Genomic DNA, 18,875 nt, shown 5'->3' on the forward strand with positions numbered 1-18,875 from the left:
CGCTTGCATCGAACCAGTTAGTAACTTATCTTGATCGTTTTCGCCTGAAATAGTGATTTGGTTGCCGCGACAATCGAACCATGCAGTTCTGCATTACCACCAATGGCATCGTTATTGCCCACCAAACCTTGATCAATTTGAATCGAGACATCCGTAAGGGCATTTAACTTCGCCCCTACTTCAACGATAAAATCATCCCCTGCGTCAATGTTGATGTTCGCACCTGACGTAAGTTCGATGTTTTGCTTAATGCGAATCGAGTCATTGGCGCTATCATCAGATGAAGACAAATTGATGTTGCCATCAGCGATGATGTTCTCCGTAACCGTAATTGGACTATTGGCTGCAACATTAATATCACCACCCGCGTACAGACCATTTGGAATTCCACTCACCACACTGCCAACATCCAGCGCCCTTTGTTTAATAAGTAAGTGCTGCCCGTCGTTGATTGACCTTGGATAGCGCCAAGTTCGGTGGCTAACGCCTTTGTTCGCTACCATATCTTGCGCTGCAAATAGATACGCTTTACCACCTGTAACGTTACTACCCGAAGCACTATCGTTAAGAATCCGTCCTGCTGGTGCAGCAATAAAGGCGATCGCGGCAGCACCAGTTTGAATGGTATTTAAGTAGAGATCACCTTGTGTTTCGGTGATATGAGCATTATTGGCACTGCTAACCGTGAGATTTTCACCCCATCGAACCGGTATCCACTTCCAGATCATTACCAATTTCGCCGACAGTATCTAAATGAGCGGTCAGCGTAATATTGGCGCCGATAACATCAGCAATTTCGCTCGACTCATCTGCAACAGCATCAATAATGGCCAGGTGTGCCGCCAAGGTTACGTCACCTTGAGTCGACTCCACACGATCAACGTTTAAATTTTGCTCAGTTTCATTGATAGCAATTGTATTGAGTGCAGTAGCGGTTAGAACGCCACCCGTTAGATTGATATCTAATAGATTAGCAAGGCTACCAATTTCTCCATTAGATGCGCTTAATACGATGTTTTGCGCACGAATGTTCTCATATTCATGATCAAAACTATCAACAATTGAACCCGCAGCAGCAAACAGATCGACTGTCCCTCCACTAGAGTAAATCGTTGCGATGTTCAGATCTGAATTGATTTCAGTAATAAATATATCGTTTTGTGCTCGTGCCGTAAGCGTCGCATCGCTCGCCAAATCAATCATAATACGATTGTCTGCACTGCCTATAGCGCCACTTCCTGCCTCGAGAATGAGCGTTGAACCCGCGTAAATTGAAGCACTATTACTCGCGCCATCAGTAAGTGACTGCTTTGATTTTACCCCGACATTGTCACCAGACACGGCACCAATGGCTATCGACCGCTCTGAGCCTAGATACACATTACCGCTTGCGCATTTAGCTCGCCTGTCACCAAAATATCGATATCTTCACGTTGGTCGATTATCACTTTGGTTACGTTCGCCTGTCGATAATCCGCGGTATCTAATGCCGTGACGCTTAACGCCTCACTCGCATCAACTTGCTCTAAATCGATAACCTGACCAGCAATACGTACGATTTGAAGGTATCAGTGCCAAGAGTCACAACCATCTTGCACTAAACCCAAGTCTTCCCAATTTCCAGTATTGATCAGTGTCGTTAAGCTCGGTGTAGTGCTAATCGCTGCCATCGACTGTCACTAAAACCTCTACCGATAATCCCGTCGTAGCGAGCGTTAGCGTCGAATCGGTTACTGAAGCAATATCGTAATAACTGCCTTCGTCATTGGCGTTAGCACTATCACCAGCAATACGGATCTGCATACCTGCGACAAAACCAGCATCAATCCAACTGCCACTATTTCACTAATGCATCACCAGCATCTGACTCGGTGACATTGACTACTACATCTTGGCTCGCTCTGCAAAGATAAAGTAAACATCATTGCTCTGCTGCTGCAAGTTGAACGCGCTCATCGTTGCTATAATCACCGTCAAGCTCAATCTCAATACCGCCCGTTGCACTTCCTATATCGTGCGCTGACACAGGGTAACATCACCAATGCCGTGATGTTCGCATCTTCAATCGTTGCCTGCGTATTAGTAATCGGCTTCAGCAAACTACCACTGATGAGATTGGTCAGTTCGTCTTCTGTCCACACGTGCACAGTAGCTGTGAGTTCACTGCGTTTCTGATCCGAAAGTTGGTATTGATAATCGAGCGCGTAAGCCGTCGCCCGTAGGTTTGGTGTAAAGCATGGTATTCTGTGCGCTTATTGTTGAGCGTATCAATTGCATTTTGCACATAAGTATCAAGCTCATCGCCCACTATACCATTATCTTCACCCTGTGCCGTATACATCTCGGTAATACGCCCTTCAACACTACTTAGGCTCGCTTTCATGCGTCAATTGCCATCAAATTGGCCGTTACGAATGTTCCAGTATTCACTGTACTTCTGCGCACGCGCAGTTACGTAAGCCTCGATGACGTTATCAATCTTGGTTTGAGCTGACGCGCTGCCTTCAATCAAACCTAGGTTAATCCACAGACCCGTACTCAATTCTTCGTGTACGCTCGTCACGTGCGGTGGTGTTATTGGCGTCAACCAATGAGCCATGACTGATTTGAATGTTCACGTCACCAGCACTTGATGAGATTTCTTCGCTAGGAAATCACCGTCTGTCTCTGCCAAGTAAATGTCATTCACCGCCAATACCGTAACAGAGTCCGTATTATGCTCACCACTATCAATATTAAGACGCAGATGAAGTACCGACGTGCGCTTCTGAATTGATGTGAATCGTACCGCCTCGAACGACACCACTGCCTTTAGCTTCTACCCCGCCAACAGCCGAGAGATACACTTGGCCACCGGTTTCACGAGCCAAATCGAAAGCACTCGCCGACGTAATATCTTCACCACCAATGCACCATCAATTTCAGTGATATTGATCAATCCACCATAGGTACGAGCGGTAATGGCACCATTTTCACCATTAGTAAGATTGGTGCGCAGTGCATTGGTGGCCGATTCGATACTGCCATCAACATTGGTGAGCACTGAGCCACCCATCTGATTGGCGATCAAATTAATGTTCTTACCTCAATGTACGCTGATGCCAATGTAGTGATAGACCCGTTAGTGGTAATTGTTGTCGTACCTTCACTATTACTGATATTGCCCGCAACGATAACATCACCACCGTTGTTAGAATCAACGAGCACTGAGCCCGCATCTTTACCCGTTAAGGTAATTGCAACGCCATAATCTGCTTTAATTGAATGAGTCGACTCATCACGGACCTTGGTCTCTTTAACAAACTTAGCGTAATAGGTTTTCTTACCCCACCAAGTACTCTTCGTCCACTTACGTACGAGTGAAGTTTCATCTGAAAGCTCACTGCGAGCAGTATCAAAGGTATAATCATCGCTCGAATCTTCTGGCACATACTCAAAATAAGCCCTTCACCACGCAATGTGGTGTACCCACTACTCCGGTGTACCTGAGAAAGTGACATCATCAGGATCACTGGCAAAGGCATCAATGCCGAGCAAGAAGAAGTACCTTCTGTGGTGTATAAACGCTCATAGCTTTGACCCATGGTCCATGAATAACGCCAACCAGATTTAGGCGAATACGTCATGCTATCAGAACCATTAGTAGTGGTACCGCTTGCATCATTCTGATAGCGAGTAGTCACGGAAACACCGTTTCATCTTTAACGTAAGTGGTCACCAGTGGATTATCCGTCGAGCCTTGCGCTTTATCGCGAATGATTAAAGTACCTTTACCACGCGCCGAGGCATCTAAACCGAGGATCTTAATGTCTAGATCGGTATGGTTGTTAACATCAATTTCTGCATAACCACCAAGTAATTCAATTTCTGAATTAGCGTTGGTGTTGAGGATATGCCCTTCAAGTTCAATATATCCACCACTAACACGCATATCACCAAGCACTAACTGGTCATTAGTTGCATCGTAAAACAGAGAGAAATCTTCACTGCCAACGTCAAGACGAATAAGTCCTGTGGCACCTTTCGCTTTAGCCCGTCGATGGTGTCTTCTAGTGACGAATCAATATCAAGTGTAAAGCTCTCTTCCCACTTTGTATCTTGCCGTTGATATTGATGTATTCGGCAGTAATAGAAATGTTGTCCGCATATATATTAGGCTCACTCATCGCGGATTGATCAGATTATTGATCTCTGAGCTCGATGCTTCTTCTAAGCCGTTATTCCCCAGTAGCGCATTCCATTTCGCATACTCGGATCCGCCAACAGAATATGACGAACCAGGAGGTAAACTGATCACTGTCGATCCACCAGTGGCTACAACTTGGTTTCTACATCAATATCGGCGTAAATGTTGATGTCACCTTTCCAAGCGTATCTGAACCTTCTCCACTGATACTCTTAAGTACTAAAGTACCCGTACGGTTTGATATTTCCCGTAAAGGCTAATTGAAGGCCAAGTTTTGATCACCTCTGCCTGACCTGATTCTGCATTGGCTTTCGCAGTATCAAAATCATTGATGATACTGATTGTGGGATCGTAATCGACCCCTGTATCTTGACGTTCTCCGTTTAAGTAAACCCCACCATTTTCTTGAGGATAGTGATGTCATTAATCACCAATGAAGCTTCAGTATGGTTAAGAATTTCTACTGAAGCATCCTGGCGCAACCACACTGCCATCACCATCAAAAGTACCCGAACGAACATCAATCCGCCCTGCTTCAGCGTGAATATCGTTGATTTTAATCACTGAGGTATAAACCTCATTGGGAACGAAGACTCTGCACGAACCTCTTCGAGCAAACCTTTCTCAAGCAGTAATGCCTGAAGACGTGTTATCTCAGATTTGTAGAAGGCTTCAATGTCTGTATCCGTCGCTTTTCCGTCATTAAAATCGCGAGTTGCTCTTCAGCAAAGGTAAGATCATCAAACAGTTCTGAATTCAACGCCTCAATGGCGGTGGTATAGGTAACGCCATCTGTTTTAGTCACTTCGTTGACGCTACCATCAGCGTTAAGACTCGTAATTTCAATCGACTGGTTACGCCCAATACCTGTCTCAAGCGTACCATCGTTTGTGACCGTGCCTGCTGCACTGATTTCTACATCGCCACCAAGATCAGCGGTGCCACCGAGTGCGGATGCCCAGTTGACGGTTTTAGTTTGCGCGTCCATATCGGCAAAACCAAAACGTTCAGCATGTAAATTCATCTGACGGGCTGTTTTACGTGAGCACCTGAAGCAATGTTAATCGTGTTGGTCTGGGATAATTTCGCGTAAGCATTAGCATCATCGATAGGCACTACGCTATCAGCAAAGCTGTCAATCAATGTATGAATTTTGTAATCATCGCGATTGAAACTGTATCTGTGCCAGCGGAGAGGTTAACGTCTCCATAAGCAGTGATATCAGCACCAGAATCAATAATGATGTTATTTACCGGCCTGATCTTCAAAGTGGCATCGGTAACGGTCACTGACAATGCTCCACTGGAATCGGCTTCTACCGAACCAACTACATCACCTTGCCCACGGGCAGAAATCTCCAACTCACCTAGCGTACTCAAAATAGCATTACTACCAACTTGCACTTGAGCCAATAATTCATCATCGGTCACTTTAACCGTGGCTCCTGTACCGGCAAGGGCACCAGCAGCATTGATAATAACCTTATCGGTGATATCTAAGTCGTTCAATGCATTGAGTGAAATTCCTTGACCATCCTCGGCACCTGTTGCAGTGATCTGAGCATCGTCACCAACATTAATTTGGGTGTTCATATCAAGCACGGTGCGACTATCGACACCGCCGCACTTGTAAGCCCAACAGCGACTGCCGTGATCTTACCACTTTGATCTTTATGCGCACGGTTAATCGCTTCAGCGTTGACATCCACCACATTGATTGTGAGATAGTCACTATCACTACTGCCATCCCCAAGATTGACCGCGACATCAGCGGCTATTTCATGGTCAACCTCAGCGCCCGAGCCAGATAATAAACCTCCTGATGCGGCAACAATTTTCGCATCAAACTCTGCAATATGCTCAGCTTTGACATCCAATATGCCGTCACCACCAACACACCTAACGTGATAGAGGAGGAATCATCTACATTCACTTGTGTCGTGCTTGTTGACGAAGTATCGGCACCAACCCTGCCCCAGCTAAAACGCCGCCACTACCGGCAACCGCCAGCACGTAGTTGTCTTCCGTCGCTTTGGCAACCATGGTCAAATCATGGCCATTATAATCGCTGCCAATCATATTGACCTTAGTGTTAACCGTTGACTCGCTATCAGCAAACACCACGCCTGCTGCAAACGAAACCTCCTGAAATACCGTATGCTTCAGCTTCTTGTTTAACGTCAGCTAAGGCTTTGACGCTGCCATCACCCTGTAATATTCGAATCACGGATATCAACATTGATGTCTCCGGTAGCGGAGCTTTCACAAATACCCTGCACCTGCAAAACCAAGGCCTAGAGCAACCGAGGTAGCTACCTCCGTATAAACGTCATCTTAGTTTTCGCTTGCAGGGTAAAGTCACCATTACTGATTAGCGTTGAATTGCGAACGTCACTATTGATATCCACGTCCAAGGTATTGATGACTCGTGTCGCGGCAAGAGCAGCGGTAAAACCAGTGGTGCAAAACTCCCAGAAAGCGTCGCCGTACCAGTAGCATCAACATCAGACCTGCTATAAGCGGTAACTAAGATATCAGTGGCGGTAATTTGCGCACTATCTTCGATATAACTATCCACTACCGCATAAACATCATTTTCGACTCTAACTGCCGCGCCAGCCACACTAACACCGACACACACCAACCAATGCCGCACTACCTGCGCCAACGCCCGCTTCAATGGTCATATCTAAAACGCTGTCTACGTCTAATGCCCCTGACGCATAAAGGAGCTATTATCGATATAACTCTTAACGGCGAGGGGCACTTTCAGACCAATTTCGTTAATAGCAACTGCACCACCGACAGACATACCAAATCCACCTGCTGCACCGCCTGCGCCTGCAGCAGAAACAGCAGCAATCGTTGAATCAATTTTTGACCTATTATCCGCCAACACATCCACGCCGCCCCGCCAGCGTCGGTTAGCAATGTATGCACTGGTGTCACCGAATACGTTATTAACGGTTTCCGCACCGCGCCATAACGACACGCCACCACCCGCACCACCGGATGCAGAGACAGATACGGCAACTGCCGTTGCTTTAATCGTATTGTCCGTAGTAGCAGTGACTTATATCACCAGTGGTGATTTCACCCACATCAGTGATGTAGCTGCTGGTGTCAGCATCGACAGTATTTTCCGCCAAGGTCACACTCACAGTACCTGCAATACCGCCCCAGCACCAAATCCTGCAGCAAGCGTTGCTGAAGCCGATTCTGCGGTGATCTTTGTGGTATTGTCGCTATCTAGCGACACACTAGCCGTATCGATCACTTTGCTTTGGCTAAACTATTGTCGATATATGTCGTTACGTCTGTGTAGATTTCATTGGTGGTGCTCACGCCTGCACCTGCTCCTGAAACACCGCCACCCGCGCCGCCAGAAAGTGCCATGCTACCCGCACCAACACCCGCATCAATCTCCATATCACCTGTTGCTGACAGCGATAAGGCGCCAGAAGATGTAATACCGCTATCTTTAACATAAGCGCGAACCGCTTGGCGCTGACCGCTAGTTCCAATGTTATTTTGTGCGATAGCAACCCGATACCAATGCCAACACCGCCGCCTGCGCCACCCGCCCTGAAGCAGAGGCAGCCGCCACCGTTGCATCCACATCTGAAACATCACTTGCGTTGACATTAACTGCGGTTGAACTATCAACGGCTTGACGCTATGTACGCCTGAGTTTCACCTAAGATGGTATTTTCTGCATGCGCACCAGCGCCACTGATACTGATACCGCCACCTGCACTCCCGCAATAGAAGAAGTTGCCGCGACTGACACTGCATCAATGTCATTATTGGTTGTCGCGCTAACGTTGATTGCCCGGTACTATCAATCGATGCCGCGCCCTTGATAAACGCGTTAGTATCGATATCTACCGTATTGTCTGCTTCCGAAACACCTACAGTGATTGAGATACCGCCGCCCGTACCACCAGCGATAGCTAGTGAAGCTGAGCCTAATTCAGCAAAGATAGTTGATGTACTTGTCGCCTCAACGCTGATCCCCGCGGCTGAAATGTTAGCATCATTGTCACCACTGTTATCAATGTAACTTTCACTGCTTACATACACGCTATTAAGCGCATTAACGCCAGATCCTGAGGCAGCAATACCCCCACCAGCACCACCAGCAACGGCCATTCCTCCGGCACCAACCCCGCATCAATGGTCATGTTTGTATCAGATTTAATCGATAGCGCGCCACTCGCATCGACACTTGAATCTTCAACATAAGCGGCCACTTTAAGCGGTCACTTTGCGTACCTATTTCATTCTCGGTTACTGATGCTCCTATTGAGACACCAACACCACCGCCCGATCCACCGCCACCCGAAACACTCACGGCAGTTACTGTTGCATCAATGTCTGAATTGTTGTTGCATCAATCGTCACCGTGCCTGCACCAATCACATCTGCATCGTTGATATAGGCCAGTGTTTCACCGCCAACTTGGTTAATCATTCGCACCGCCACCACTAACCGCGACACCACCGCCAGAGCTGACCGCAATCGCAAGCGACGCTGCAACAGATGTAGAGGTAATGTCATTATCAGTGATGGCATCAATATCCAGTGCACCAAAGCTAAGTTCAATCTCTGCACCAGCTACATAAGCTCGAGTCTTGGTATCTACGGTATTGCGCTAACGCCACGCCATGGTTCCTGCAATACCGCCAGAGCCAAAACCGGCTGCTAAACTTGCAGCGCCAGCATCCGTGTCAATCTCGGAGGTATTGTCAGCGGTAACGGTTAACGCACTCGCTTTGACTTTCTTCTCAGCGTTTGAGCTGTTATCAATGTAGCTATCAGTGTTCACGTAGATTTCATTAATTGCATGAACGCCAGTACCAGATAACGCAATACCGCCGCCCGAGCCACCGGATATTGCTGCAGCCCGGCACCAACGCCTGAATCAATTTCCATATCAGCGTTCGAATCAATCACCACATTCCCGCTGGTATCAATTTCGCTCATATCAACGCAGCGGTAACATCAACACGTTTGCCTGACTCACCGATATAGTTTTCGGTTATGGCTGCACCACCGATACACCTAATCCGCCACTATTACCGCCAGCACCGGCGACTGATACCGCAGCGATTTCGGCATTAATCGTCGATGTATTCAGCGCGGTAACGCTCACTTTACCATTCGAGTAAATGTCACTGTTTTCGATGATGGCAGACGTTGAACCCACTACCGAGTTCATTGCATTGGCACCCGCACCAGATACTGAAATTGAACCCGAAGAGCTATAACTAACAGCAAAGATGCGGCCACTGAAGTTGCCGTTATCTTCGCATCTGAAGTGGCACTAACGGCTACCTGCCGGTCCTATCATCACTTGCGCCGATAGTGACATTGTCAATCGAAGCAATGGTATCGTTATCTATATCATTGTCAGCCAACGCGACACCAATGCTGAGCGCACCCGCACCGGATGCTGGTGAATAACTACCGGCAATTGATGCACCTACGACAACACTATCTATTGTGCTGGTATCCTTTGCCGTCACTGACACCGAGTCCGAATCAATCACGGTTAGCTTGAGTAGCTGAAATAGCCGACTGGGTATCAATCATAACCGAGTTATGGGTAGAACTACCGACGCCACTTAAAGCACCAGCACTACCACTGCTCGATGTTGCGATCGCCACCGAGGCCGCAACAACATTGGCGTGAATCTCTTGTTTGCTTTCTGCATAGGTTTCAACTGCACCTGCAACACCAATACTAGAATCCGTAATTAAGGCACTGATAGCATTGGCGGTACCATTGTCATCACCGATATAGTTAGCAGCTAGGCTCACGCCCACTCCGCCAGATACCCCTGTTCCCGTCGTCGCTCCAGCCCATGCTATACTTGCGGAAACCACATTGGCGGCTATATCGCCATCGACATCAGTCACAAACACGCCATTGTCAGCGTTCGATTTAGCGTTGTCGGTTGTGGTTTGGTCAATGGTTGAATTGTCGATCTGAGCAATGGTATCGCCATACACTTCATTGGTGATCGAAGACACAGCGCCATTCAACGTTACTGTCGTTCGCCACCACTTTGTAGGCCAATAGAAGGAGCGACAACAACCCAATAATGTCGCTCTCATTATGTGCTGACATCGACACGAGTAATCAGAATCATGGCTAGGTAAAGTAATTAAACTGTCCGTGACTTTCGCTCGAGTATTCATCCTCACTTGTTATAACCCACTGCAACCGCAACTGACACGCCCACTTTGGTGTCAAAATCTGGTGAAGTCTCTTTGCTTACTCCGGCACTAAGTGCCACCGACAAAATGTCGGCTTCACTGTTGGCATGCACCTTCATTTTGCCCGACGCAATATCGAGTTCGGCATTGTTTACCTGCGCATCAATGTCACTCAATGATATTTTCGGCATGTAGCCGCCACAGCGCCATTACCTGCATAGGCTACGCCAAGCGCAACAGCATAAATTTCTGAGGTATCTTTGGTTTTACATCTAAAGCAATCCGTCACTATTGCGATGAGTGATCGTTCCAGAAGTAATGTCTGACAAGAACGCATCAACATCGCTGTCAACGATATTAATCGATACATTTCGCTAGCGCAACACTGGTACTGTTTGAACTCGCCGGCGTTTCTGCCAGTCCCGATAGTGCAGCCAAATAGAAGCCGTCACCACTAAAGAGTCGTTATTATGATAATATCGAGGCTATCAACATTTAAGCTGTTCATACCTCGAATGCCCGCATCGATATCGAATTCAACATCATTGCAAACCTATGCCTGCAGCCGCTAAAGCAAACTTCTGCGCCTCAGAGCTTGCATAAGATATTGGAACGCCAACACAGTGAACTTTCAATCGCACTTAACGTTACCGCATCTGCATTGAAACTATTTAAATAATTAACTATTGCCGATGTGGTGTTGTTCACCGTATTAAACGCGAATGCACCAGACACACCAATGCCGTAGGCTGTATTGGTCGTTGGTGGCGTCTCTCCGCCGCCGGCGCTACTTTACCTGTTGCCCAAGCAGCGCTTACTGGCGAAGCAACGATGATACCTTCACTGGTCGCTGCCAGTTTTACGTCGCCATTAACACCACATCACCATTGCGTGATTGTGCACTAGCATCGCCAATCTGAGCCTTAGTGACTTTGGTAACATCATTAATAATTGATGAGGCGCCTACACCCGTTTTTCCGCCTGAAGTCCGCTGCCCGCAATCGTAATGATATCTACACGGTTGTCAGCGGTAACACTTGCGAGTAGTGCCCAAAGTGTTATTGATGCGATTACCCACTTGTACATCAACACCTGAGCCAATCTTCGCCATCGAGGTGCTGTCGACGTTATTGCCCATGTAAGCCAGATAAACCTAATGAGCCTAGACCATAACCCGCAGAGTAACCCAAATTAACCGCAAATGAGGTAGCGTCCGCATCTAAGGAGAGTTTATCCGCATAAACCTTAGCACCATCTTCAATCACTGCATGGCTGTTTAACGTGACGTTACTGATAAACACTCACCCCAGAACCATTTAAACTGTCTGATGCACCTTGGCGCATAAATGGTTTTAAGATAGGTGTTGGAAGAAGTACTGGTCAACATACCAACATAATCAACCGCTTTACTCACTGCATTGGAGCTAACACTAATATCTCTTAATCCCAGTGTTAAGCCACCATTGATGATCGCGTCGACACGATCATAGAGCTCACGTTCAGTATCGACATCAAAACTGTTCGCTAAATCTGTCCGTTGATTAACCTCTACATTGCCTTTAATCCTTGCGTCAGCATCTTGATTTGAGTCGAGTAGCGCAAAGTTCAAACCAATCGATACTTTTGCTCCCGCAGCTTCGGAGCTAACATAATTATCAATCAAGTAAAGATCAGATTCTCCACCAAGCAACTGGCTCGGAACTGGTCACTTTATCGCCCAACAATTCCCATCTTGTCGGATCGTTAAAGTCCGCTCGCAAAACGAATATTTGAACTATCATCACCAAGGTATTTGTACACTGCACCCAAGAAACCGATTTGCGGTTGCTGCGCCTCACTTTGCTGCCAATTGTAATCCACATAGTGAAACCAATCAGATCACCCTGTTTGATCGAATAGTCGCTATCGATTTGTCCCTTATTGATAAAAGTTGGTTTGACGTATTTAAAGGTCGTATCCTGACTAATTAATCCAGTCAGGTTCTCGGCTTGAGCATCGAGGGTGATCTTATCAAGCACATCGAGCTGAGTGTTGCCCTGCATAATGGCTTGAGCATTGTTATCTAACGTTGATATAGCGACTGACACCGCACCACCAAATGGAACTTGTTGGAACGATCCAGAGTTACCGGTTGAACCTTCTAACTGTGAAAGCTGATTAGCGAACTTGAAACGAAGTTACTGGTCAACTGACGACTATCGACGGTCATGCTGATCAAAACTACCGCCTACTTGAATATCGCTATCTCCTTCGATACCTAAATAAGAATTGGCAGTGTTGGTATCACTGGCGTAAGCCACCGCGATACCTGAATTTAGTCGGTGCCAAGCGATCACTTGGCGCTATAGCAGTACCTGCAAATGGAACTTTACTACAATTGAAAGCGCTGAGGCCTTGTACTTCATTTTATCCACGAAGTTATCAAAGCGACCTGGTACCCGGTCGACCTCGGCTTCCGCTTTTGTACTAATCGCCATCAGCGCGCCCTTGATGATGCTCTGACTCCAATGACAAGTCGCCCGCAACAAAATATCACCCGCTAGAGTGGCTGTCGTTTCACTGTCTTCGATATGCACCGCCACTAGCGGCTAATTTACCATTGTTTTCCGCATCACTGATTGCACCGACATAAGTAAAGTCACTAGTATAAGCGCCAACAACCAGATCACCTTGAGTAACTATGTTGGCACTCTCTGACACCAGTAATGTAGAATTACTTTCAAGGATGCCGACTGCAACGCTGGCAGAATATCCCGCATAACCAAATAACTGGTCAGCCTCAACGCGCATGTAGTTTTCAACGTTACCTTTATCGTCACATCACCCGTAGCGATAATCGTTCCGTCCACTTCTAAGTATGCGTTAGATTTAACACTACCAATCGCAACCGAAAGCAACGCACCAAAGGCTCAGATGTCACACGAGCAATCGACCGTGATTGAATCGTAACATCTTCACCACTAATCACTGATGCTTCATCGATCAACACTGGGTATCCACTTCAGAACGTGAATAGCCGGCAAATAGACTAAATTCTTCGAGCTCTTTCTTCAGGTCCTCAAACTAATGAAATCAACATCAATGACATTGCCACCATAGTTGGCTGGGCTGTTAGGTTGGTTTCAGCAAAGCGAGAATGGTAATGTCACGCCCTTAATTGTTGCCGCACCAATCTCAATGCTTGAACTCACATCATCGTAGTTATAGTAACCCAACCCTTTCAGTTCGTTTCTTGGATCTGAGGCGACTAGCGTAATATCGCCATCTTGACCTGCACCGATTGCAGAAAGGTGACACCATCACTAACAATAATATGACGAGCATAAAACTCGATTGCACCCGCATCGCCACTGTCACTATCGGTCGTCACATGCGCATTAACAATAATTTTCCGTTTGAGACCTTAAACCAACCGATTGACCGTCGAGCAAAACGTTTTGCTCAATTTTCAAATCGCCATCGCTTCACTAACAAAAGCAAAGTTAACGCCTGTCACATCGGCCCAATCGAAATCACTAACCGTAAATGTCTCACTACCACCATAAAACAGCACATCATTGAGGCTCGCAGTGTCGTTAATCGTGATCGCCACTTTATCTGTCGCTAAATCATGACGCTGAGACACATCAATTCAAATTCGTTGTTACCGCTACCACCTTTGGTGCAGCAGTAGACACTTGAGCATCTAATGTCACATCAATAGTCGCACTGGAGGCATCCAATTCAGTGGCTCTGACTCTGCCACCAGTCGCGTTTTCTGCCGGCAATAATGACACTCTTATCACTTTGAGCGCTGCCCTGCCATGTCACTGCGCTGTCAGTAATCATTTTGTGCGTTGCTGTGCTGCTCGCGACGATACTATCGACACCAGAATGGCCACTCACCGAGACATCATCACCATCGATTTCAAACCGATCGCCACCCACGGTACCGACATACGTATCCGCACCGGCATTACCTCGTTGATTGGTGAGTTGAATCGATGCCAACAAGCTCATACTGATTCCGGTCGCAACTGAATTATTGACCGATACGGAATCAAATCCTAACACAGACAAAATTGCTATCACTACCTGCAACACCAAGCGCATCAATACCTGTCACACTAAGACTTGTGGTTGCTTGATCTAAACTGGTTTGCATCGCCAGTTTCTCGTTCATCTGCTAAGTTAATCAGTTCAATCAACTCTTCCAGAGTTGTCGCTGACTCCACATCAACATCAAGAACAGTTGAACCATCATCAAGGGTAAATCGCAAAACATATTCACTCAGTGCGTCCCAACCATCTAATGTGGCCATCTGGTTTGTGTTAGAGACGCCATAAAATCACTAGCATTAAAACTGTCATTGCCACTTGAACCGATTAGTTCCGCACTCTATACCTCTAATTTGCACCGAATCAATGGTCAGCAGATCATTATCCAGATCAAAGCTATGGCCAGTGTCAGAATCACTAAAATCAGCAAGCAATGTATCTTGGCCTTCGCCGCCACGAAGTCGTTTTTATTAAGGCATCGTTGTTACCTGAAACATAGATAAAGTCATCACCAGCGCCAGCATCAATAGTGTTAACCTTGTGCACCGCAATGTGTCTACACCCGCTAAGGTTTTAATATCACTATTGCCAACAAATTCCTGACAAATCGACATCATCGGCACCAACACTACCTTGCAACACAAGGTAATCCTCTGCATCAAGTCCAACTAAGGTATCTTGTTCTGTAGTGCCCGCCTGAGTAATACCGGCCGTCACATTCTTATTCGCAGCGATTGATTGCAAAATCGGCTTTGCCTGCGTACAAACCGGCAAATTCAATCTCCCAACCAGAATCTGTCGCGCTAACTTGCAACTGACCATAATTCAATGTCAACGCTTGTTCTATTGCTCGAGAAACATCACGAGTTGAGGCATCCCATGCGATTACATTAGTGACAAAACGCCATCCGTGGTAGTTAAGGTTAATTGATAACCGTCACCGGAAGTGACACTAGGAAGGGTTAACTCTATGATTTCATTGTTGCCATGAGAAGGTCGAGCAGATAGTCAACGCCGGATACACTCACACTGGCACGCCCAGAAAACTTTCCACGATGCGATCAACACCGCTGCCCGCAGTAATCGTATCTGCACCACCTAGGCCTGAGATAGAATCGCCATAGGCAGATGCCTTAATGACATCAGCAAACTCTGTGCCTTCTAAGGTAATGTCATAGTCGGCGGCCGCACTCGCGTCTAGGGTTTTACCGCTATCATCTGATAATGCTTTTAGATACACACTTTCTATATTGTTTAGGGAATCTTCTTCATCGCTACCCACTTTCAGCGTGTTATTAACCAGTTCAAAATTCTCACTGCGAACTGCGATAACTTCATCCACACCTGAACCGCCGTCGAGGGTGTCATCGCCAGATCCACCCACCAAAACATCGGCACCAGAACCCGATAACAGCGTATCGTCACCTTCACCACCAAACAGATTGACCGCAACATCTACCTTTGAAAAATCAAAATAGTTCTCGCCACTGCCGCCAATTGCTGCTATCAAATCCACATCAATCAATGAAATTGATTCAGCATTATTGGCAGTAAAAGTATTTCCGTCCCAATTGCCACCTTGCAGAGTAAAATCTTCGCCAGTCCTATCAACGGATGCGACAACGTCACACCCAAGTCACCTAAGTCACGATAAATGGCAGCATCATTACCACCTTTACCGTCCACCGCATCGGTAAATCCAACAATAAACACATTGTCATTACTATCACCAACAAACGTATCGGTATAATCAGAGCCAATCACTGTATTTGGCCCCCAAAACCAAAGCCAGTCGCCGTCTCTTGCTCCAGATCGACACTCACTCCAGATGCGTAAGTGCTATAGTCAAGATAATCAGTGCCACTACCTCCGATCTGGTCAAAGCCAGAAAACGCAACGGTAGTGGTGCTTGCGTTATCAATTATCGCACCAAGTTCGCTCTCAAGAGCGGAAAGTTTTCCGCTGCTCCCTCAACCAACCAATGATAATTGTTGTTTATCGCCGATAAAACGTGTTGTGATTCATCACTACTCTTGGCTTGAAGTGACTCAATATTCATGAATTCAACAATGCCATTAGTCCCCATTGAACCTGAGTTTTCACCGCTAATTTGCCAATGACTCGTTTCAACATCATCAGCGGTTGCTACCGCATCGTTATCATCAGAACCTGCGCCATTAAACTGGACAATAAAATTGCGCTCACCTAAATCAAGAAATGATTGCTCAATCGTTAACTTATCATCTTCATCGGTGCCTTCGATGGTGATGATGCTTCCTGCTGCGATACTGGCGATTTCTCTTTGTGCAATCACCGCACCATTTTGCTCATTTTGAACCAATTGAATGTATTGATTGTGTTCATCAACTTGCAAAATAACGTCATTTGCCTCAACAGTTAACGCCGCTAGTGGGTCTGCTGATAGCAATAGTCTCGGTTCAAGTTGCTCGATTGAAAAGGATAAGTTTGAGCGGGAGAAAGTTTCAAAGAAGGATGATTAACCGCTTGCCTTATTCCTTCCATAAGGTTGGAAAAGCGAGGTTTACTTCCTGCTTTTACTGTTGCTTGCTGAGTATTGCGTTGCTTTCTCGTGTCCAGTTTTGTAACCATAATTTACCTTTGGGAATATTCAGGCACCGAATATCCCTACACTTCCTATGCTTTTATCACCGCTAAAAGCAAAATGCACAGCGCGAAGGCTGTGCGTTAGTCTCAGTCGTTCAACGACAAATCCGTTATCGTTGGGATGCTGGCCTTTAGTGCACTTCCACATCTTTATCACGCTCTGCTGCCTCTAGCTTTGGCGCCACGTTTTGCAGCATCTTATTGAGGTTACGCATTGAATGAAGATGCACACCAGCTCTAAGCCGTCGCTCGCAAATAGCTGCAGCAAGTCTTCTTGGCTAATAGATTTCAGCTTTGTTTGTTGACCACTTTAAAGCCTGTAAGGGTGCGCTCTTCACCACCAGGCAGCGTAAATTTGGCCCCATATCCTCAAACAAATCAAGTTCGGCCAACTTACGACAAAATGCTTGAGTGCGCTGGTAATGGGACTGGTAGTCTTGCAGAAAATCGACCACTTTTTGTAGGTACTGAGTTTGCTCACCATCTCCATCAAACAGACGCTCACCACGGTCTTCCTGATTACAACCAGCATAAGATTCATCAAGGCACAGCGTAAGCGTTTTCCTTCATCACCACTTGCAAAACAAAAGGATAGCGACGGACAAACGCCGGTACGTATTTCGCAACCCATTGCCCTTGGTCATTCACGTAAAGGTTTTGGTCTTGTTTTACGCCATCACTACAACCGGCAACAGCTCGTTGCCTTCGCCAGCAAAAACAATTGAGTAATCTTCTGCCGCATGAGGAAACTCAACCGCCATTAGGGGCACTGAGTTTACCTTTTAGCAAAGTCATAGTTGTTTTCGCCTTAATTGACCAATCAAGGTGACGCTTTTTGTTAACTGCTTCTACTTGTCCATAAATTAATAGTTGTGTAGCCACATCGAACTCCTTGTCATTTAGTTAGTTTAATTTCAGAAGTATCATGCTAATAACGATTCAAACTGACTGAGATAGCCAGGTCTTCATCGAGAACGCGTAGATCTGTTGGTACTTCTTTCCCTGCAATGCATTGTTGATCTGCTGCAGGTCGAACTCCGTCAACGTACCTACAGCACGTTTCAGGCGTAAATTGTTGTAGAGGTAATCATAACGAGCCGCCGAATATTCGGTGCGGGCAATAAACAAGTCACGGACTGCATCTAGCACCGTCACACTTGATGTCACACCGGAAGCAAAAGATTGCTGTTTCACTTCAACTGCGAGCTCATACGCTTCTACTGATTTTCTCAGTGCTTTTACTTTGCTTATCGCACTGTTAACGCTGGTATAAGCTGAGCGAGTCTCACGGGCGGTATTGCGCCATGCTTGCTCTAGTTCATCTTTGGATTTGCTAAATAGATTTTCTGTCTCGCGGACTTTGGAAGAGACCGCGCCACCGGCATAAAGAGGTACGTTAAGCTGCAACATCACCGTGGTCGTATCCACCTCGCTGCCTCCTCCAAACAACGAACCATCGGTATCGTTCTTATTGTATGCGGCAACAAGATCAAGCGTCGGATAGTGTCCACCTTCTGGCGGCGAATTTCTTCTCGCGCAGCATTCATCGCACTTTGTTTCGCAAGTACGGGTTGTTCTGTTGCGCATTGTCAACCCAAATATCCAATTGCTGCGGCTCAGGCGTAACCAAGTCCAATTCATCGCCAACCGTTGCTAAAGATTGAGGCACTGTACCAGTCAACTCATAAAGCGCCTGCAAAGAATCTCGTAACTCGTTGCCGATCTCTATCTGTCGAGCTTGTGCCTGCAGATAACGAGCTTCTGAATCAAACAAGTCAGTAGTGCGAGCCAGACCGTTATTCATT

The 18,875-nt window shown here is 46.5% G+C and carries 43 protein-coding genes and 1 pseudogene; 1 reads left to right on the plus strand and 43 read right to left on the minus strand.

Annotated elements, in window-relative coordinates; genetic code table 11:
* Positions 1–17: 17 nt before the first annotated feature.
* The 16 genes from Vt282_RS17150 to Vt282_RS17225 form a co-directional block, all read right to left on the minus strand.
* Positions 18–728, minus strand: coding sequence for a hypothetical protein (locus tag Vt282_RS17150; RefSeq protein WP_162064173.1), 711 nt, complete (start codon positions 726–728; stop codon positions 18–20).
* On the minus strand, positions 694–1,380 hold the full coding sequence (locus Vt282_RS17155; protein WP_162064174.1) for a hypothetical protein: 687 nt from the start codon (positions 1,378–1,380) through the stop codon (positions 694–696). Before Vt282_RS17155 ends, Vt282_RS17150 begins: the two co-directional genes overlap by 35 nt.
* A 276-nt stretch (positions 1,381–1,656) precedes the next feature.
* Positions 1,657–1,803, minus strand: a complete 147-nt coding sequence (locus Vt282_RS17160; RefSeq protein ID WP_162064175.1) for a hypothetical protein — start codon at positions 1,801–1,803, stop codon at positions 1,657–1,659.
* A 583-nt stretch (positions 1,804–2,386) separates the two neighbouring features.
* The gene (locus tag Vt282_RS17165) at positions 2,387–2,599 is read right to left on the minus strand and encodes a hypothetical protein (RefSeq protein ID WP_162064176.1); all 213 of its coding nucleotides are present in this window, start codon (positions 2,597–2,599) and stop codon (positions 2,387–2,389) included.
* Between the two features lie 15 nt (positions 2,600–2,614).
* Positions 2,615–2,806 (minus strand): hypothetical protein, encoded by a 192-nt coding sequence (locus tag Vt282_RS17170; protein ID WP_162064177.1) that lies wholly within the window; start codon positions 2,804–2,806, stop codon positions 2,615–2,617.
* A gap of 12 nt (positions 2,807–2,818) precedes the next feature.
* The gene (locus tag Vt282_RS17175; RefSeq protein ID WP_162064178.1) at positions 2,819–3,070 is read right to left on the minus strand and encodes a hypothetical protein; all 252 of its coding nucleotides are present in this window, start codon (positions 3,068–3,070) and stop codon (positions 2,819–2,821) included.
* Complete coding sequence (locus tag Vt282_RS17180) at positions 3,067–3,429, minus strand: hypothetical protein (RefSeq protein WP_162064179.1); 363 nt, start codon at positions 3,427–3,429, stop codon at positions 3,067–3,069. Before Vt282_RS17180 ends, Vt282_RS17175 begins: the two co-directional genes overlap by 4 nt.
* A 250-nt stretch (positions 3,430–3,679) precedes the next feature.
* Positions 3,680–3,943: a hypothetical protein gene (locus Vt282_RS17185; protein ID WP_162064180.1), complete on the minus strand. Its 264-nt coding sequence runs from the start codon at positions 3,941–3,943 to the stop codon at positions 3,680–3,682.
* Positions 3,944–4,569: 626 nt separating this feature from the next.
* Positions 4,570–4,707: a hypothetical protein gene (locus tag Vt282_RS17190; RefSeq protein WP_162064181.1), complete on the minus strand. Its 138-nt coding sequence runs from the start codon at positions 4,705–4,707 to the stop codon at positions 4,570–4,572.
* Positions 4,708–4,835: 128 nt separating this feature from the next.
* Positions 4,836–5,210 carry a hypothetical protein gene (locus Vt282_RS17195; protein ID WP_162064182.1) on the minus strand — a complete coding sequence of 125 codons (375 nt, stop codon included), beginning with the start codon at positions 5,208–5,210 and terminating at the stop codon, positions 4,836–4,838.
* Positions 5,211–5,325: 115 nt separating this feature from the next.
* Positions 5,326–5,778 carry a hypothetical protein gene (locus Vt282_RS17200; protein ID WP_162064183.1) on the minus strand — a complete coding sequence of 151 codons (453 nt, stop codon included), beginning with the start codon at positions 5,776–5,778 and terminating at the stop codon, positions 5,326–5,328.
* The gene (locus Vt282_RS17205) at positions 5,775–6,062 is read right to left on the minus strand and encodes a hypothetical protein (RefSeq protein WP_162064184.1); all 288 of its coding nucleotides are present in this window, start codon (positions 6,060–6,062) and stop codon (positions 5,775–5,777) included. The genes Vt282_RS17200 and Vt282_RS17205 overlap by 4 nt, the downstream gene beginning before the upstream one ends.
* Before the next feature lie 52 nt (positions 6,063–6,114).
* A complete protein-coding gene (locus tag Vt282_RS17210; protein ID WP_162064185.1) occupies positions 6,115–6,306 on the minus strand; it encodes a hypothetical protein in 192 nt (63 codons plus the stop codon).
* A gap of 250 nt (positions 6,307–6,556) precedes the next feature.
* Positions 6,557–6,841: a hypothetical protein gene (locus Vt282_RS17215; protein WP_162064186.1), complete on the minus strand. Its 285-nt coding sequence runs from the start codon at positions 6,839–6,841 to the stop codon at positions 6,557–6,559.
* 51 nt (positions 6,842–6,892) lie between these two features.
* Positions 6,893–7,177, minus strand: coding sequence for a hypothetical protein (locus tag Vt282_RS17220; protein ID WP_162064187.1), 285 nt, complete (start codon positions 7,175–7,177; stop codon positions 6,893–6,895).
* A gap of 281 nt (positions 7,178–7,458) precedes the next feature.
* Positions 7,459–7,815, minus strand: coding sequence for a hypothetical protein (locus Vt282_RS17225; protein WP_162064188.1), 357 nt, complete (start codon positions 7,813–7,815; stop codon positions 7,459–7,461).
* A gap of 86 nt (positions 7,816–7,901) precedes the next feature.
* On the opposite strand from Vt282_RS17225, the gene Vt282_RS17230 reads away from it, so the two are divergent.
* Entirely contained in the window at positions 7,902–8,048 is a 147-nt protein-coding gene (locus Vt282_RS17230) for a hypothetical protein (protein ID WP_162064189.1), read from the plus strand.
* Positions 8,049–8,258: 210 nt separating this feature from the next.
* Here the strand turns inward: Vt282_RS17230 and Vt282_RS17235 are convergent, their stop codons facing one another.
* The 27 genes and pseudogenes from Vt282_RS17235 to Vt282_RS21360 form a co-directional block, all read right to left on the minus strand.
* Positions 8,259–8,438: a hypothetical protein gene (locus Vt282_RS17235; protein WP_162064190.1), complete on the minus strand. Its 180-nt coding sequence runs from the start codon at positions 8,436–8,438 to the stop codon at positions 8,259–8,261.
* 106 nt (positions 8,439–8,544) lie between these two features.
* Positions 8,545–8,760 carry a hypothetical protein gene (locus Vt282_RS20915; RefSeq protein ID WP_232055187.1) on the minus strand — a complete coding sequence of 72 codons (216 nt, stop codon included), beginning with the start codon at positions 8,758–8,760 and terminating at the stop codon, positions 8,545–8,547.
* A gap of 79 nt (positions 8,761–8,839) precedes the next feature.
* Positions 8,840–9,013, minus strand: coding sequence for a hypothetical protein (locus tag Vt282_RS17240; protein WP_162064191.1), 174 nt, complete (start codon positions 9,011–9,013; stop codon positions 8,840–8,842).
* Positions 9,010–9,171 carry a hypothetical protein gene (locus tag Vt282_RS17245; RefSeq protein WP_162064192.1) on the minus strand — a complete coding sequence of 54 codons (162 nt, stop codon included), beginning with the start codon at positions 9,169–9,171 and terminating at the stop codon, positions 9,010–9,012. Before Vt282_RS17245 ends, Vt282_RS17240 begins: the two co-directional genes overlap by 4 nt.
* 55 nt (positions 9,172–9,226) lie before the next feature.
* Positions 9,227–9,406, minus strand: coding sequence for a hypothetical protein (locus tag Vt282_RS17250; RefSeq protein WP_162064193.1), 180 nt, complete (start codon positions 9,404–9,406; stop codon positions 9,227–9,229).
* A gap of 112 nt (positions 9,407–9,518) precedes the next feature.
* Positions 9,519–9,737 (minus strand): hypothetical protein, encoded by a 219-nt coding sequence (locus tag Vt282_RS17255; protein ID WP_162064194.1) that lies wholly within the window; start codon positions 9,735–9,737, stop codon positions 9,519–9,521.
* The gene (locus Vt282_RS17260) at positions 9,730–10,221 is read right to left on the minus strand and encodes a hypothetical protein (RefSeq protein ID WP_162064195.1); all 492 of its coding nucleotides are present in this window, start codon (positions 10,219–10,221) and stop codon (positions 9,730–9,732) included. The genes Vt282_RS17255 and Vt282_RS17260 overlap by 8 nt, the downstream gene beginning before the upstream one ends.
* Before the next feature lie 170 nt (positions 10,222–10,391).
* The gene (locus Vt282_RS17265) at positions 10,392–10,598 is read right to left on the minus strand and encodes a hypothetical protein (RefSeq protein WP_162064196.1); all 207 of its coding nucleotides are present in this window, start codon (positions 10,596–10,598) and stop codon (positions 10,392–10,394) included.
* Between the two features lie 772 nt (positions 10,599–11,370).
* A complete protein-coding gene (locus Vt282_RS21345) occupies positions 11,371–11,493 on the minus strand; it encodes a hypothetical protein (protein ID WP_269472620.1) in 123 nt (40 codons plus the stop codon).
* Positions 11,494–11,534: 41 nt separating this feature from the next.
* The gene (locus Vt282_RS17270) at positions 11,535–11,708 is read right to left on the minus strand and encodes a hypothetical protein (RefSeq protein ID WP_162064197.1); all 174 of its coding nucleotides are present in this window, start codon (positions 11,706–11,708) and stop codon (positions 11,535–11,537) included.
* A complete protein-coding gene (locus Vt282_RS17275) occupies positions 11,684–12,070 on the minus strand; it encodes a hypothetical protein (RefSeq protein ID WP_162064198.1) in 387 nt (128 codons plus the stop codon). The genes Vt282_RS17270 and Vt282_RS17275 overlap by 25 nt, the downstream gene beginning before the upstream one ends.
* A gap of 7 nt (positions 12,071–12,077) precedes the next feature.
* Positions 12,078–12,494, minus strand: coding sequence for a hypothetical protein (locus tag Vt282_RS17280; protein WP_162064199.1), 417 nt, complete (start codon positions 12,492–12,494; stop codon positions 12,078–12,080).
* Positions 12,495–12,602: 108 nt separating this feature from the next.
* Positions 12,603–12,743 (minus strand): hypothetical protein, encoded by a 141-nt coding sequence (locus Vt282_RS17285; protein WP_162064200.1) that lies wholly within the window; start codon positions 12,741–12,743, stop codon positions 12,603–12,605.
* A 6-nt stretch (positions 12,744–12,749) separates the two neighbouring features.
* Positions 12,750–12,989, minus strand: a complete 240-nt coding sequence (locus Vt282_RS17290) for a hypothetical protein (RefSeq protein ID WP_162064201.1) — start codon at positions 12,987–12,989, stop codon at positions 12,750–12,752.
* A complete protein-coding gene (locus Vt282_RS17295) occupies positions 12,964–13,197 on the minus strand; it encodes a hypothetical protein (protein WP_162064202.1) in 234 nt (77 codons plus the stop codon). The genes Vt282_RS17290 and Vt282_RS17295 overlap by 26 nt, the downstream gene beginning before the upstream one ends.
* 658 nt (positions 13,198–13,855) lie before the next feature.
* Positions 13,856–14,032 carry a hypothetical protein gene (locus Vt282_RS17300; RefSeq protein ID WP_162064203.1) on the minus strand — a complete coding sequence of 59 codons (177 nt, stop codon included), beginning with the start codon at positions 14,030–14,032 and terminating at the stop codon, positions 13,856–13,858.
* 98 nt (positions 14,033–14,130) lie between these two features.
* Entirely contained in the window at positions 14,131–14,406 is a 276-nt protein-coding gene (locus Vt282_RS17305; RefSeq protein WP_162064204.1) for a hypothetical protein, read from the minus strand.
* Positions 14,407–14,513: 107 nt separating this feature from the next.
* Positions 14,514–14,708: a hypothetical protein gene (locus Vt282_RS17310; RefSeq protein WP_162064205.1), complete on the minus strand. Its 195-nt coding sequence runs from the start codon at positions 14,706–14,708 to the stop codon at positions 14,514–14,516.
* 319 nt (positions 14,709–15,027) lie between these two features.
* Positions 15,028–15,219, minus strand: coding sequence for a hypothetical protein (locus tag Vt282_RS17315; RefSeq protein WP_162064206.1), 192 nt, complete (start codon positions 15,217–15,219; stop codon positions 15,028–15,030).
* 250 nt (positions 15,220–15,469) lie between these two features.
* A complete protein-coding gene (locus Vt282_RS20920) occupies positions 15,470–15,961 on the minus strand; it encodes a hypothetical protein (RefSeq protein WP_232055188.1) in 492 nt (163 codons plus the stop codon).
* A 5-nt stretch (positions 15,962–15,966) separates the two neighbouring features.
* Positions 15,967–16,209 (minus strand): hypothetical protein, encoded by a 243-nt coding sequence (locus Vt282_RS17325; RefSeq protein ID WP_162064207.1) that lies wholly within the window; start codon positions 16,207–16,209, stop codon positions 15,967–15,969.
* Between the two features lie 157 nt (positions 16,210–16,366).
* A pseudogene (locus tag Vt282_RS17330) lies at positions 16,367–16,900 on the minus strand (LEPR-XLL domain-containing protein); the annotation flags it as partial.
* Between the two features lie 448 nt (positions 16,901–17,348).
* Positions 17,349–17,621, minus strand: coding sequence for a SapC family protein (locus Vt282_RS21350; protein ID WP_269472662.1), 273 nt, complete (start codon positions 17,619–17,621; stop codon positions 17,349–17,351).
* Positions 17,611–17,718, minus strand: a complete 108-nt coding sequence (locus tag Vt282_RS21530) for a SapC family protein (RefSeq protein ID WP_332057965.1) — start codon at positions 17,716–17,718, stop codon at positions 17,611–17,613. Before Vt282_RS21530 ends, Vt282_RS21350 begins: the two co-directional genes overlap by 11 nt.
* Before the next feature lie 102 nt (positions 17,719–17,820).
* Positions 17,821–17,952 (minus strand): hypothetical protein, encoded by a 132-nt coding sequence (locus tag Vt282_RS21355; protein WP_269472621.1) that lies wholly within the window; start codon positions 17,950–17,952, stop codon positions 17,821–17,823.
* A 57-nt stretch (positions 17,953–18,009) separates the two neighbouring features.
* Positions 18,010–18,711 (minus strand): TolC family protein, encoded by a 702-nt coding sequence (locus Vt282_RS20930; RefSeq protein WP_415663453.1) that lies wholly within the window; start codon positions 18,709–18,711, stop codon positions 18,010–18,012.
* A complete protein-coding gene (locus Vt282_RS21360; RefSeq protein ID WP_269472622.1) occupies positions 18,614–18,874 on the minus strand; it encodes a hypothetical protein in 261 nt (86 codons plus the stop codon). Before Vt282_RS21360 ends, Vt282_RS20930 begins: the two co-directional genes overlap by 98 nt.
* Position 18,875 lies beyond the last annotated feature (1 nt).

The organism is Vibrio taketomensis, from assembly GCF_009938165.1.
Taxonomy (GTDB): Bacteria; Pseudomonadota; Gammaproteobacteria; order Enterobacterales; family Vibrionaceae; genus Vibrio; species Vibrio taketomensis.